The sequence below is a fragment of the Acrocarpospora macrocephala genome (genome assembly GCF_009687865.1).
GTDB classification, from domain to species: Bacteria; Actinomycetota; Actinomycetes; order Streptosporangiales; family Streptosporangiaceae; genus Acrocarpospora; species Acrocarpospora macrocephala.
Genome location: NZ_BLAE01000010.1, coordinates 134,346 through 147,522, shown reverse-complemented (window position 1 = coordinate 147,522; position 13,177 = coordinate 134,346). Strand labels below are relative to the sequence as shown.

The window sequence follows — 13,177 nt, the reverse complement described above, 5'->3', positions numbered from 1 at the left end:
GCGCTAGGTCCAGTCCAGCACCAGCCGACCTCGAACGCGGCCGCGTTCGAGGGTACGGTGCGCTTCCGCCGCCTGGGACGGCTCGAACGTCGTCGCGACCCGGAGAGTCAGCGAACCATCCTCGACTCGGTCCCTGAGGTAGTCGATCTTCGCCCGGTCGTGGAAGTACGCGACACAGACCGTCATGAACTTGGTGATCGCGCGCTCGGGCTGCCAGTCGTCGGGTCGTACGGTCACGAACCAGCCGCTGTCCCGGACCGCCGGCATCAGGTCCTCCGGTCCGACCAAGGCGGCATCCACGACCGCGTCCAAGGGCCTCCCGGCTGCTGCCATGAAGCGCGCGCCGACACCGTCTCCACGTGCGACGACCCGGTCAGCACCCAGGCTCTCGATCAGCGAAACGTCCCCGGGCGTCGCATCGGCGACCACCGTCCAGCCGCGGATCTTCGCCAGCTGGATCGTGTAGCCACCCACGGCGCCCGCGCCACCCGTCACACCGAGCACGCCCCCGGGGGGAAGGTCGTCGAGCGCGCGCATGGCCGTCAGCCCATTCATGAGCAGGGTTGAGGCGGAGACGAAGTCGCTTCCCGCCGGGAGAGTCGTCAGGGAGTCGTCCTGGACGATCACCTGGCTCGAGTAGGCGCCACTCGCCGGTTCCATGCCCGGGAGAGTCGCGCCGACCACCCGGTCCCCCACCGACCAGGTCGCCGAGTCACCGACCGCGCTCACCACCCCGGCGAAGTCCATCCCAGGCACGAGCGGGCCCCCGTCCTCCCGGAGCCGGCCGGTGATCCGGCCAGTGCGGAACAGCACATCGGTGGGGTTGACCGTGGCCGCTTTCACGTGCACTCGGACCTGCGCGCCCTCGGGCTCGGTGATCGGGACGCCGACGAGGCGCAGCACCTCCGGTCCACCGAACCTCGTGAGCCCGACAGCAGGCGCCTGTTCCTCACTGTGCATCCGTACGCCCTCCCGTCAGGACGCCGGGACTCGGCCCTGCATCCGCAGGTCAGCCACGTGGTGGGCGGCTATGTAGCCGAAGGTCATCGTGTGGGCGATGCTCGCGCCGGCCCCGGGGTAGGTCCGCCCGACGACCGTCGCGGCCATGTTGCCCGCGGCGTACAGGCCGGCGATCGGCTCGAGCTGCTGGTCCAGTACCTGGGCGTACTGATTCGTGAGGACGCCGCCTATCGTCCCCACATCGGCGGCGAAGATCTCCGTGGCGTAGAACGGCGGCTCGGCGAGCGTGCCGACGGCCGGGTTCGGCTTGTTCCCGGGGTCTCCCAACGCCTTGTTGTACTGTGACACGCCACGGTTGAACTCCGGGTCCTGCCCCCGGGCGGCGTACTCGTTGAAGTTCGCGACGGTGGTGGCCAGTGTCCGCGGGTCGACGCCGATCAGCCGGGCGAGCTCTTCCACTGTGTCGGCCCGCTTGATCCAGCCTTGGGACAACCACTCCTCCGGCAGCCGGCCGGGAAGCACCGAGGCGAGGTTGCGGATCTTGGGCATGCCTCGTCCCCACGGGTACTTGCGCCGGAACGCGTCGTCGAAGATGAGCCAGGCGGGCACGGCATCGTTCGCGTACATCGCCTTCACCACCTCGATGTAGGAGTTCGACTCGTTGACGAAGCGCCGGCCCGACTTGTTCACGAAGATCGTGTGGGGGAACTGCCGGGCGGTGGTGAGGTTCGAGATGGCGATCTCTCGCCGGGGGGCGGGGCTCCAGACCGCCTCGTCCATGTAGTCCACCTTCGCCCCGAGCGCGATGGCGGCCTGCAAGACCGTGCCGGTGTTGCCCGGGTTGCCCATGGTTCGCTCACCGTCGTTCGGCTGCGTCTCCGCGTTGTACCTGAGCCGCATCTCGCCGTTGCGCTCAAAGCCACCCGCCACGAGCAGGACCCCGCCGGTGCCGGTCACGACCGTGGGCACACCGTCACGCTCGGCCCGTACGCCGACGACCCGGCTCTCGGAGACCACGAGCTCCCGCACCTCTGTGTTCAGCCAGATCGGGATGCCCGCATCGACGCAGGCTTTGGTCAATTGGCCGACCAGCGACATGCCGTTGGTGAGCAGGTCCTTGCCGAGTAACCTGCTGATCTTCGTGCGTAACACCACGCGAGCCGCGGCTCGGAACGAGCGACCCGAACGGAACGCGGCGGGAAGGTTCCGCACCTCGTTGGTCATGACCGCCAGATCGAGGTTGCGACCCATGCCCGGGTTGATCCTGCTGTGCCATTCACCGAGCTGCTTGCCGTCCCAAGGGATCCCCTCGATCGAGCGTCCGCGGGCGTGTCCGCCCTTGCGGTTGTCGTAGTAGTCGCTGTAGCCCTCGCAGCGGGTGAGCTTGACGCCCTTGCGCTGGATAAACGAGATCATCGCGGGCCCTTGAGCGAGGAACGCTTTCCGCCGTTCCAGCGACGAGGCGTCGTCCGGCTCCCCGACCACGGACTGGAGGTAGGTCAGTCCCGCCTCGTACGAGTCCGGCACACCCGCGGCCCGCATCAAGGGATTGTTCGGCATCCAGATGACGCCCCCCGACATCGATGTCGAGCCTCCGACAACCTCCCGCTTTTCCAGGACCACCGGCTTGAGTCCCGCTTCAGCCGCTGCCAAAGCCGCGGTCAACCCTCCTCCACCGCTTCCGACGATGACGAGGTCGAATGACTCAGTTGTGGAATCCATGGCCCACCCGCTTGCATTGACATTTCTAGAATCTTGGTAACGTCACGTTAACCGTAGGCCGGTCAGGCAACAAGGCCCCTTAGCGACCTCAATCTTCAGGCCTTGAGGCCGACACCCGCTGCCGGTCGGGATCCACTCCCCGGCCACGTGGCCGTCACCGACGAGCAGGCCCGGAGGAGTTCTGGCCGCTAGATGGGCTCATCTGGAACGCACGAGTCGCGCTGCGCCGCCTCGCCGAGATCCGCGCATCCTGGGTCTGCCCGGTCACGGGACGCCCTGGCACGCGACGCCAGAGCAGATCGCGTCGACCCCTCCGCGCCGCCGCACACTGATCACCGGCTGGAAACTCGGCGGCCTACCGGCAGCCGGGGCCGGAGGTCCGCGGCGCCGCTTCGATGCCGTTGACAACTTTGGGGCGGCACGTTAATTTCAGGTTACTGAATAAACCACCAGGCATGAATAAAAATTCACTACTGGCCTTCGGTTTCCGTTAGCCGTGCAGATCGACGGGAGCCGGAGAAACGCTGCCGACTTCCCGCAGCCTTCCTCCGCTCACGAATTCCAGCAAACTCATTCTCAGTAACAGCACCCCCTGCAAAGAAAGACGCACAAATGAAGAAAGCCGCATCATCGCTGCGCGCCGCCCTGAGGCGGGCGGCGATCCCGGGCCTGGCCGCCGCCGTTCTGTGCAGCATGACGCCCGCCGCTCCCGCCTCGGCGGACGGTGCCGGAAGGCCGGTCAACGACAAGCCGCGCGTCATCCTTATGCACGACCCCGAACTGGATGACCAGAACACGCTTATCCGCTACCTGCTCTACAGCAACGAGTTCAGCACCGAAGCGCTGATATATTCCAGCAGCGGCGTGCACTGGGCCGGCGACGGCAATGGCACGAAATGGTTCGTGCCGGGGCGGGAGTACACCAGGTTCGGACTGAACCTCTGCCCGTGCACTTCGTGGCGCTGGAGTCCCGGCGAACGCTTCATTCACGATGCGGTCGACATCTACCAGCAGGTGTACCCGAATCTGCGGAAGCACGCCGACGGATACCCCGACCCGCGAGAGCTGACGTCGAGAATCCTCAACGGCAACATCCAGTTCGACGGCGACATCTCCACGGATTCCCCCGGATCCGACCTGGTCAGGCGAGCGCTGCTGGACAACCGGCCCGGGCCTGTCTACCTGCTCACCGGCGCCGGTCAGAGCACGATCGCCCGGGCACTGAAGTCCATCAAGGACCAGTACGAGAACACGCCCCAGTGGCCCGCCATTTACCAGAAGGTGTCGCAGAAGGCGATCATCCAGTCGTTCGGCGACCAGGACAACACCTACGCCAACTACATCAAGCCCAACTGGCCGGACATCGAGTTCCGCCAGATGTCCACCAGGATCTGGGGCTACGGCGCGCGCAATGCCGTACGGCCCGAGGACGGCAAGTATCTGTCCTCGGCGTGGACGAAAGCCAACGTGTCGGATGTGGGACCGTTCGGCGCGTTCTACCGCGTCTGGGGCGACGGAAAGCAGATGGTGCCCGGCGACATCTTCGACTACTTCGGCTTCTCCGGCCTGACGACCGCGGAACTCCGGGCGATGGGATACATCGTGTGGACTCCGCCACAGGAGAAGGGATCGTGGATCTCCGAAGGAGACACATCGATCTTCATGAACCTGCTCGACAACGGACTGCGCGGCTACGTCGACGCGAGCTACGGCGGCTGGGGCGGCCGGAGCGGTCCCGACGTCGACCCCAGCGGAACCTCTTCATCCGACTACGCCTCGGCCCGCTGGTTCGGCGCGGCTCAGGAGGACTTCGCCGCCCGGATGAAGTGGACCGTCACCCCGAGATATTCCGCCGCGAACCACCGGCCCAGCGTCAAGGTGAGCGGACAGCCAGACCGTGACGTCCGCCGGGGCCAGGTGGTCACACTCGTCGGCCACGCCACGGATCCCGATCGAGACGACGTCACCAGTAAGTGGTGGCAGTACACCGACGCGGACACCTACCCCGGCACCGTCTCGCTCACCCAGAGCTCGCCCGGCCGGGACCTCGCCAAGGTACAGTTCCGCGTCCCCGACGACGCGGCGCCCGGCCAGACCATCCACCTGGTCCTGCAGAGCACGGACAACGGTTCTCCCGCCCTCACCTCCTACCAGCGTGTCGTACTGACCGTGAAGAGCTGAGCACCCGATACCCCCTAGGGCGGCGGAGGAAGCGCATCTCGCGCCCTCCGCCGCCCGCCGTGCGTAGTACCGCCGTCGGCCTCATCCTCAGATGCCCGTTCCGAAACGTGACGGTCCCGGGCACGGAAAAGCGCCCTTCCCGTCAGAAGATGATCACTTCGAATCTGCAGCGCGATGCTGGCCAGAATCGTGGTGATCATGCTTTCAGGTTCGCCCGGTAGGTGCGTTCGGTACGCCTATGCTCGGTGAGGTGACCGACGAGATCCAGGAGATTGTCGCCGCGTTACCGGCCATGACAAAGGTCGCCGGCGTGTGGGCAGCGGCTGAGGAACGGCTCGCCCGGGGGGACGCCGCTTTCGTCGCGGACCTCGGGATTGCCCTCGCCGGGCCGGACGAATCCCGGGCGTGGCAGGTACGGCTTGTGCGCCACCGTCTGTTGCGGCTACTGGCATTCGCGCCCGGCGTGGAGGCGGTAACCCAGACGTTGCGGCTGGTTTCGGCGTATCAGACGAACGCTCCGAAGCTGGCGCACCACGGGATGGAGCTGCTGGCGGCCTGCCATCCGGCGGCGGAGCTGGCGGTCGCCTTCACCGGCCGTGACGTCCCGGCCGATCTGCGTGCCTGCCTGGTTCAGGAGCTGGTGCTTCGGAAGGTGGCGGTCGAGGAGATTCCCGGGGTGCGTGGCTGGCTGGCCTCGCCGGACTGGCGGTCCCACCCGCTGTCGTGGCTGCCGCTGACCCTGTGCGCCGTCGAGGGGGACCCGGCCCTGCCTCAGTACAGTGTCCGGGGCGGGAGCGTCCCGTATTGGTCGGGGATCCCCGGCGAGACGGGCGTCCCATCCGAGGCGGCCACGCAGGTCACGGAGACGACCACGGACGCGGCCGCCACGCTGATCGCCGCCGCCGTGGCCAACTGGGCCGAGGAGTCCAACGGCCGCGTCGAGGCGCGGACGTACACCCTGGCAGGGTCACTCGGCGGGTTCGCCGAACTGGGGCTGGCCTGCCTGGAGGGGAAACCCGCGACGATCGTCCCAGGTAGGCCCGACCGTGCCTGGCGGCTGCTCTTTTCCGCCGCGTCAACCGGAGGCGCCCGCAACTCCGGGCTCCGGGGCGCCTACGGGCGGCTGGCCGCGTGGCGTTCCCTCGCCGGCCTCTGCGCCGCCCTGGAGGGCGCGACCGCCGCCGAGGTCGAGGAGCGGGCTGGGCAGTGCGCCTGGTTCACCTTCGGGGCGGACTCGGGATGGTTCAAGAGGATCGCGTGGGACATCGGGCTGGCCGTCGTCACCCCGGACGGCCGGACCCTGTCGGTGCTGGCCGCGACAGACACCAACTGACGCTGACGACCGGGCTCGTCGTACTGCATGCGCACCTTGGGCAGCAAGTCCTCAGAGGTTCACCACGAGGCGGGGTGAGCGTGCCCGGGACACGCAGGCGTACATGCGGTTCGCTGGGGCGCCGATGTCGTCGCGGTGCTCGGGTTCGCCGTCGAGGACGGTGAGCTCGCAGCTTCCGCACACGCCTTCGCGGCAGCCGGAGGGCACGGGGTGCCCGGCGTGCGTCAGGGCGGTCAGCATCGACTCCTCCGGGGAGACGTGAACCGTCTGGCCCGAGCGGGCGCATACCACCTCGAAGGCGGTGTTGGGCGGGAACGTCCTGGCCGTTGGGCGGAAACGTTCGATGTGCAGGCGTTCGGCGGGGAAGGCGGCCTCGGCCGCGGCGAGCATCGGCGCGGGGCCGCAGCAGTACACCAGCGCGCGGGGGCTCAGGCCGGCCGCCAGAGCGGCGAGGTCGGGCCTGCCCTGTTCGTCCTCGGCGAGGATGGATACCCGGTCGCCGTAGGAGGAGCGCAGGTCGTCGGTGAACGGCATGGTCGCGGCCGACCTCCCGGCGTACACCAGCCTCGCCGTGGCCCCCGCCCGGGTGGCGGCCCGCAGCATCGGCAGGATGGGGGTGATGCCGATCCCGCCGGCGAGGAAGAGATACTCCCGCGCGGCCAGCAGCGGGAAGTTGTTGCGCGGCGAGGAGACTTCCAGGGTCCGGCCCCGGCGCAGGAACAGGTGGACGTACTCCGAGCCTCCCCGGCTCAGCGGCTCGTGGCGTACCGCGATGCGGTAACGCTCCCGGTCGGCCGGGTCCCCGTACAGCGAGTACTGCCGGGTCAGCCAGTTCGGCAGCGCCAGATCGACGTGCGCGCCCGGCTCCCATGGCGCCAGCGGGCCGGCGCCCCGCAGGACGAGGGAGAGGACGCCGTCGGCGACCCGGTCCACGCGGTCGAGAATCGTCAGTTGCATCGGAAGATCACCTTGGGTCAGTACAGTTCGCGGTAGTCGGCTTCGAGCTTGCGGTCGATGAGCTCCGGATCGAGGTCGAGCCCGAGCTGGCCGATGGCGATCTCACCCGCCGACGGGATCTCCGCGGCGAGGGCCTGGCTCGCGGGATCCCACAGCCTCGAGCGGATGAGCGCTCGGCCGCAGTGCAGATAGACCTCGGCCACCTCGACGACGAGCGCCAGCGCCGGCTGCCTGGCCTCGGTCTGCATCCGTACGAGCACGTCGGGTTCGTCCGTGGGATAGGCGCGGCCGTTGACCCGCAGCGTCTCGCGCACTCCGGGGACGAGGAACAGCAGCCCGATCCCGTCGTTCTCCGCGAGGTTGCGGAAGGAGTCGGCGAGCCTGTTGCCGGGCCGGTCGGGAATCGCGAGCGTGCGGTCGTCGAGGACCTTCACGAACCCCGGGTAGTCGCCGCGGGGCGAGCAGTCGGCGCGTCCCGCCGCGTCCGCCGTGGCCATCGTCAGGAAGGGGGAGTGGGCGATGAAGCGGCGGGAGTGCTGGTCGACGCGGTCGAAAATCTTGGCCTTGGTCATGGGCTCGGGCTCCCCGAGCCGGGCGAGCACCTCGTCCTGCGGCACCCGCCGGGGCCGCGTGAGGGCATGCGTCATCAAGGACTCCTTCTCTGGGGGTGGATCGCCGTTCGCGATCAAGAGCGCCGCGTCGGCGCAGGTCATGGCACAATTATGAGCAATTATTCAGTTCGTGCGCTACTCGCTTTCGTGCTGCCGTCCAGGGGGTGCCATGACGTCCGACAAGCGGCGGCTTCAGCCACGTAAACAGCCACGCCAGGTACGGGCCGAGCTCACCCGGCAGCGCATCCTCACGGCCGCTGCTCACGTTTTCGCCGAGCACGGCTACGCCGCCGGCACCACCAACCGGATCGCCGAGCGGGCGCGGATCTCGATCGGCTCGCTGTACCAGTACTATCCGAACAAGGACGCGATCCTCGTCGAGCTGCTGGCCCGGCACCTCGACGCCGGCATGGCCGATCTCGCGCGCCGGGAGGAGAACGGGCTGCCCGGCTCGCTGGAGGAGATCGTCCGCCGCTACGTACGGACCGCGATCGAGAACCACCTCGACGACCCGCAGCTCCTGCGCGTCATGGTCGAACAGGCGCCCCGCTCCCACGCGCTGCTGGACAAGATCTCCCGGCACGAGCGGGAGCGCGTCGCCTACATGCGGGAGCTGCTCGACCGCCACCCCGAGGTCCGGGTCGGCGACACGGAGACCGCCGCCCGGCTCACCGTCAGCACCGTCGAACTGGTCGTGCACCAGCTCATCGCCGCGCCCGACCCCATCGACATCCCCCGGTTCGAGAACGAGCTGGTGGCCATGCTCACCCGCTACCTCACGGCCGCCGGTTGACGGCGCCCGCTTCACGGAAGCTTCACGGTCGAAGTCGTACGCGCCACACGATGCCCCGGTTCGCTGTCGGGGCATGGACAGCTTTCCCCTCACCCGAAAACTCGTGGTCGCGGCGCACGCCGGGCTGGCCGGGTCGCTGGTCGGCGCCGCCGCCCTGCACCTCGGCTGGGCGAAGCAGGTGGACACCGTCCGGCACGTGTTCAGCGACTACGCGCTGAACGAGGGCGCGGACCGGGTCTTCGCCGGGACCGTGGCCTGTCTCTCGATGGGATCGACGGCGCTGGTCGCCGGGCTCGTACGGTCCAGGCTGCCGGTCGGCGCGCCGGCGATCGCACTGCTGGGCGCGTGGTGCGGCGGGCTGGCCCTCGCGGCGGTCTTCCGGACCGATCCGCCGGGCGTCCCCTCCATAGGCGGGCTGGTGCACCGGTACGCGGCGGGCGGAGCCGTGGCGGCACTCCCGGCCGCCGGACTCCTGATCGCCCGGCGGCTGGGGCGACGGCCCGGCTGGGAGGCGACGGCGCGGTCGCTGCGCCGTACCTCCTGGGCGAGTGTGGCGGGCTGCCTCGCTTTCATGTGCGCGCATCTGTGCGCCACGGCCCCGGCCCAGACCCCGGCCGTACAGGAGATCGGCGGCTGGCTGGGGCTGGCCGAGCGGGTCACCCTCGCCCTGGAGATGAGCCTGCTGTTCACGCTGGCCGGCGTGGTGCCGGCGAGCCGGGAGGGCAGGTGACCTGGCTCGCCATCGGCCTGGCGGTCCTGAACGCCTGCTGCTTCACGGCCGGGACCTGGCTGCAGCACGGCGCGTCGGCGGGTGGCGCGTCCTTGGCGGCCGCGGTGCGGCGGCCCCGCTGGCTGGCGGGTCTTGCGCTGCTGGCGGCGGGGGCGGTATTGCAGGTCAACGCGCTGCGGCTGGCTCCGGTGACCGTGATCGAGCCGGCCGGGGTGCTCGGGATCGTGATCAGCGTGGTGTGGGCGCTGCGGGTGCGACGCGCCCCGCTGCGGTGGGACACCGGCCGCGCGCTGGCGGCGATCCTCGCCGGGACGGGCGGCTTCGCGGTGCTCGCCGCGTTGAACACCGTCCCCCGCCCGGTCTCCACGGCGGCGCAGATTCAGGCCGGTGCGCTGGTCTGCGCCGTGGTGGCCGCCTGCCTGCTGGTCGCCCGTCCGCTCAGGGGCCGGGCCCGGTGCCTGGTCCTGGGCATAGGCGGGGGCACCGCCTATGGCTGCACCTCCGTGCTGATCCGGGCCGCGACGGAGCAGTTCGCCTCGTACGGCATCAGCGCGCCCCTGGTCGGCACGCTCGCCGGTCTGGCGGCGACGGTCCTGGCCGGCTTCTGGCTCGTGCAGCGCGCCTACGCCGACGGTCCGCCCGAGAGCACGGTGGCGACCCTCACCGTCGTGGACCCGCTGGTCGCCGTCACCATCGGCATCGGCCTGCTCGGCGAGGCCCCCGGCCTGACCCTGCCGATCGCCGCGCTGGGGCTGGCCTTCGCCGCCGTCGCGGTCGGCGGGGTCGTCCGCCTCTCCCGCGCCGTCCTCCCCCTATCCCTTTCCGCACGACAGGAGCACCCATGTCCGGCAGTACCATCCGGCGTATCGTCATCGGCGCCGACACCTATCCGCCCGACGTCAACGGCGCCGCGAACTTCGCCCACCGCCTGGCCACCGGACTCGCCGGCCGAGGCCACGACGTGCACGTGATCTGCCCCGCCACGGGCGCCGGTCCCGAGCGCGCCACGCCCGGCGGTCCGGCCGTGCACCGGCTCGCCTCCCACGGAACCCCGTTCCATCCCACCTTCCGAGTCTGCCTGCCCTGGCAGATCCGCGGCTCGGCCGCCCGGCTGCTGGACCGGATCGCCCCCGACGTCGTCCACGTGCAGTCCCACTTCGCCGTGGGCCGGACACTGATCAGCGCCGCGCGGCGCGCGGCCGTCGCGGTGGTGGCGACCAACCACTTCATGCCGGAGAACCTCGTCGGCCACACCTCCCTTCCGGACCGGCTCGCCGCCGCCGCGTCCCGGCTGGCCTGGCGCGATTTCGTACGGGTCTTCCACCGCGCCCAGATCGTCACCGCCCCCACCCCCCGCGCCGTGCGGCTGATGCGCGAGCACGGCCTCGCCGGTGACGCCGTCTTCCCGGTGTCCTGCGGCCTGGACCTGCGCCGCTTCGCACAGCCTGCGGCGAAACACCAGGGCGAGGGACTACGCGTCCTGTTCGTGGGCCGGCTGGACGCGGAGAAGAACGTGGGCGAACTCCTGCGCGCCCTGCCGCTGCTGCCCGCGCGGCTCCCGGTCACGGCCGAGATCGTGGGCGACGGCTCCCGCCGCCGTGACCCGGAGGACCTGGCCCGCGCGCTCGGCGTCGCCGACCGCGTCACCTTCCACGGCCTGGTCGGCGACCAGGAGCTCCTGGACGCCTACGCCCGCTGCGACGTGTTCTGCATGCCCGGCACCGCCGAACTGCAGAGCCTGGCTACCATGGAGGCCATGGCCGCCGGAAAGCCCGGCGTCGCAGCCGACGCCACGGCGCTGCCCCATCTGGTGCACCAAGGACGCAACGGACTGCTCTTCCCGCCTGGCGACGTCCCGGCCCTGGCCGCGGCCCTCGGCTCGATCCTGGGCGACCCCGAAGGCCGGACGCGGATGGGCGAAGCCAGCCGGGAGATCGTCGCCCGCCATGACATCGGGCTCACCCTGGACGCCTTCGAAACCCTCTATCAGGAAGCGGCCAAGCTCACGACGGCCCATGGCAGGGAGAACCATGAGCACACAGCGCATTCTGGTCGTTGACGACGAACCCAAGATCCGGATGACGCTGCGCGGCTACCTGGAGGCGGACGGCTTCGAGGTCCTGGAGGCGTCAGACGGCCCGGCCGGCCTCGCCGCGGCCATCCGCGAGCGGCCTGACCTGATCGTGCTGGATGTGATGCTGCCCGGCCTGGACGGGTTCGAGGTGCTGCGCCGGATCCGGGCGACCCGCCAGGTTCCGGTGATCCTGCTCACCGCCCGGACGGAGGAGGTGGACCGGGTCATCGGCTTCACCGCGGGCAGCGACGACTACGTCACCAAGCCGTTCAGCGCCCGTGAACTCGCCCTGCGGGCGCGGGCCATCCTGCGCCGCGCGGAAGCCCCGGCCACGGAGGAACGGACGCTGCGCTTCGACGGCCTGGTCATCGACCCCGGCACGCGTACGGTCACCTGCGACGCCGGCCGTACGGTGGAGCTGTCCGCGCTCGACTTCGACCTGCTGGTGGCCCTGGCCCGCGCGCCGGGCCGGGTGTTCACCCGCCGCGGGCTGATCGAGCACGTATGGGGCCGTGACTTCTTCGGCGACGAACGCGTGGTGGACGTCCACATCCGCACGCTGCGGCGCGCGCTCGGCGACGACGCGAGCGCGCCCCGGTTCGTGGGCACGGTGCGCGCCATCGGCTACCGCTTCCTCGCCCGCCCCGCCGGATGACCCGCCCGCCCCGTCACCCCCGGAGGACCGCCTGGGCCGCGGTACGGCGGCTGCTGGCGCTGCCGCTGACCATCCGCCTGACGCTGTCCCACCTGACGGTCCTGGTCGTGTCGCTCCTGGTGATGAACTCCACCTCCGACATGTTCTGGCGCCAGGGGCCCGCCACCGGGCGTACCGACCTCGAAGCGCTGGTGGCCGCGCTGGTCGGCCCCGGCGAAGGAGACATCGTTTTCGAGATGGTCGTGCCCGCGCTGGCCGTCGGCATGATCGCGGCGCTCGGCCTGTCCCTCGTGTTCTCCCGGTTCCTGCTACGGCCGCTGCGCCAGGTCAGCGCGGCGACCCACCGCCTCGCCGACGGGCACTACGACGATGTCCTCACCGTCCCTCGCGAGCCGGGACTCGCCGCGCTGGTCGAGGACGTCAACCGACTGGCCGCCGCACTCGCCGACATCGAGCGGCGCCGCGCCCGCCTGGTCTCGGAGATCGCCCACGAGATGCGCACCCCGATCACCATCCTCAACGGCCAGATCGAGGGGATGGCCGACGGCATCTTCACCCCCGACGACGCCATGTTCGCCTCCCTCACCGACGATCTCACCCGGCTGCGGCGCCTCACGGACGACCTGTCCAACCTCTCCCGGGTCGAGGAGGGCGCGTTCACCCTGCGACACTCGCTCACCGACGTGACGGCCCTGACGCGGACCACCGTCGAAAAGCTGCGTCCTCAGTTCGACGACGGTCAGGTCACGCTCGCCATGACCCCCGGCCCGCCGGTCAAGGCCCGGCTCGATTCAGGCCGCATCGCCCAGGTGCTGGTCAACCTCCTGGGCAACGCCCTGCGCGCCTGCGATCCCGGCGGCCGGGTGTCGGTCACCGTACGCACCGGCGCCAGCCCGGCTCCGCATGTGGAGATCACCGTCCAGGACGACGGGATCGGCATCGCCGCCCACGACCTCACCCGGATCTTCACCCGGTTCGAACGCGTCGAGCACCCCGGCCGCCCGGCCCCCGCGGGCGGCAGCGGCATCGGCCTGACCATCGCGCGCGGCATCACCCGCGCCCACGGCGGCGGCATCACGGCCACGTCCGACGGCCTGGGCCAAGGCGCGACCTTCACCGTCCGCCTGCCGCTGGCGCCGCCAGGCGCTTAGGACACTGCGG

12 protein-coding genes are annotated in these 13,177 nt (G+C 70.2%); 8 read left to right on the top strand and 4 right to left on the bottom strand.

Going from position 1 to position 13,177, the window contains the following annotated elements; all coding sequences use genetic code 11:
• Positions 1-3 precede the first annotated feature (3 nt).
• Both Amac_RS10030 and Amac_RS10025 read right to left on the bottom strand, forming a co-directional pair.
• Entirely contained in the window at positions 4-960 is a 957-nt protein-coding gene (locus Amac_RS10030; protein ID WP_155354038.1) for an NADP-dependent oxidoreductase, read from the bottom strand.
• Positions 961-975: 15 nt separating this feature from the next.
• Complete coding sequence (locus Amac_RS10025) at positions 976-2,682, bottom strand: FAD-dependent oxidoreductase (protein WP_155354037.1); 1,707 nt, start codon at positions 2,680-2,682, stop codon at positions 976-978.
• 612 nt (positions 2,683-3,294) lie between these two features.
• On the opposite strand from Amac_RS10025, the gene Amac_RS10020 reads away from it, so the two are divergent.
• Entirely contained in the window at positions 3,295-4,863 is a 1,569-nt protein-coding gene (locus tag Amac_RS10020; protein ID WP_218040988.1) for a DUF1593 domain-containing protein, read from the top strand.
• A 250-nt stretch (positions 4,864-5,113) separates the two neighbouring features.
• A complete protein-coding gene (locus Amac_RS10015) occupies positions 5,114-6,196 on the top strand; it encodes a DUF6183 family protein (protein WP_155354036.1) in 1,083 nt (360 codons plus the stop codon).
• A gap of 51 nt (positions 6,197-6,247) precedes the next feature.
• On the opposite strand, the gene Amac_RS10010 is transcribed toward Amac_RS10015, so the two are convergent.
• Both Amac_RS10010 and Amac_RS10005 read right to left on the bottom strand, forming a co-directional pair.
• Positions 6,248-7,153: a PDR/VanB family oxidoreductase gene (locus Amac_RS10010; RefSeq protein ID WP_155354035.1), complete on the bottom strand. Its 906-nt coding sequence runs from the start codon at positions 7,151-7,153 to the stop codon at positions 6,248-6,250.
• A 17-nt stretch (positions 7,154-7,170) separates the two neighbouring features.
• Positions 7,171-7,800: an MSMEG_1061 family FMN-dependent PPOX-type flavoprotein gene (locus tag Amac_RS10005; RefSeq protein ID WP_155354034.1), complete on the bottom strand. Its 630-nt coding sequence runs from the start codon at positions 7,798-7,800 to the stop codon at positions 7,171-7,173.
• Between the two features lie 133 nt (positions 7,801-7,933).
• On the opposite strand from Amac_RS10005, the gene Amac_RS10000 reads away from it, so the two are divergent.
• From Amac_RS10000 to Amac_RS09975, 6 genes are all read left to right on the top strand, one after another.
• Positions 7,934-8,557: a TetR/AcrR family transcriptional regulator gene (locus Amac_RS10000; RefSeq protein ID WP_155354033.1), complete on the top strand. Its 624-nt coding sequence runs from the start codon at positions 7,934-7,936 to the stop codon at positions 8,555-8,557.
• Positions 8,558-8,630: 73 nt separating this feature from the next.
• Positions 8,631-9,287 (top strand): DUF998 domain-containing protein, encoded by a 657-nt coding sequence (locus Amac_RS09995; protein ID WP_155354032.1) that lies wholly within the window; start codon positions 8,631-8,633, stop codon positions 9,285-9,287.
• Positions 9,284-10,258: a hypothetical protein gene (locus Amac_RS56005; RefSeq protein WP_155354031.1), complete on the top strand. Its 975-nt coding sequence runs from the start codon at positions 9,284-9,286 to the stop codon at positions 10,256-10,258. The genes Amac_RS09995 and Amac_RS56005 overlap by 4 nt, the downstream gene beginning before the upstream one ends.
• Positions 10,144-11,346, top strand: coding sequence for a glycosyltransferase (locus Amac_RS09985; RefSeq protein WP_155354122.1), 1,203 nt, complete (start codon positions 10,144-10,146; stop codon positions 11,344-11,346). The genes Amac_RS56005 and Amac_RS09985 overlap by 115 nt, the downstream gene beginning before the upstream one ends.
• Entirely contained in the window at positions 11,318-12,016 is a 699-nt protein-coding gene (locus tag Amac_RS09980; protein WP_155354030.1) for a response regulator transcription factor, read from the top strand. The genes Amac_RS09985 and Amac_RS09980 overlap by 29 nt, the downstream gene beginning before the upstream one ends.
• Positions 12,013-13,167, top strand: a complete 1,155-nt coding sequence (locus tag Amac_RS09975) for a sensor histidine kinase (protein ID WP_218040985.1) — start codon at positions 12,013-12,015, stop codon at positions 13,165-13,167. Before Amac_RS09980 ends, Amac_RS09975 begins: the two co-directional genes overlap by 4 nt.
• Positions 13,168-13,177: the final 10 nt, after the last annotated feature.

Bases quoted from the DNA above. Each gene is read 5' to 3' on its own strand.
- Amac_RS10025 (WP_155354037.1), bottom strand. From the start codon at position 2,682: ATGGATTCCACAACTGAGTCATTCGACCTCGTCATCGTCGGAAGCGGT.
- Amac_RS09995 (WP_155354032.1), top strand. From the start codon at position 8,631: ATGGACAGCTTTCCCCTCACCCGAAAACTCGTGGTCGCGGCGCACGCC.
- Amac_RS10030 (WP_155354038.1), bottom strand. From the start codon at position 960: ATGCACAGTGAGGAACAGGCGCCTGCTGTCGGGCTCACGAGGTTCGGT.
- Amac_RS10005 (WP_155354034.1), bottom strand. From the start codon at position 7,800: ATGACGCATGCCCTCACGCGGCCCCGGCGGGTGCCGCAGGACGAGGTG.
- Amac_RS10000 (WP_155354033.1), top strand. From the start codon at position 7,934: ATGACGTCCGACAAGCGGCGGCTTCAGCCACGTAAACAGCCACGCCAG.
- Amac_RS09980 (WP_155354030.1), top strand. From the start codon at position 11,318: ATGAGCACACAGCGCATTCTGGTCGTTGACGACGAACCCAAGATCCGG.
- Amac_RS10010 (WP_155354035.1), bottom strand. From the start codon at position 7,153: ATGCAACTGACGATTCTCGACCGCGTGGACCGGGTCGCCGACGGCGTC.
- Amac_RS10020 (WP_218040988.1), top strand. From the start codon at position 3,295: ATGAAGAAAGCCGCATCATCGCTGCGCGCCGCCCTGAGGCGGGCGGCG.
- Amac_RS09975 (WP_218040985.1), top strand. From the start codon at position 12,013: ATGACCCGCCCGCCCCGTCACCCCCGGAGGACCGCCTGGGCCGCGGTA.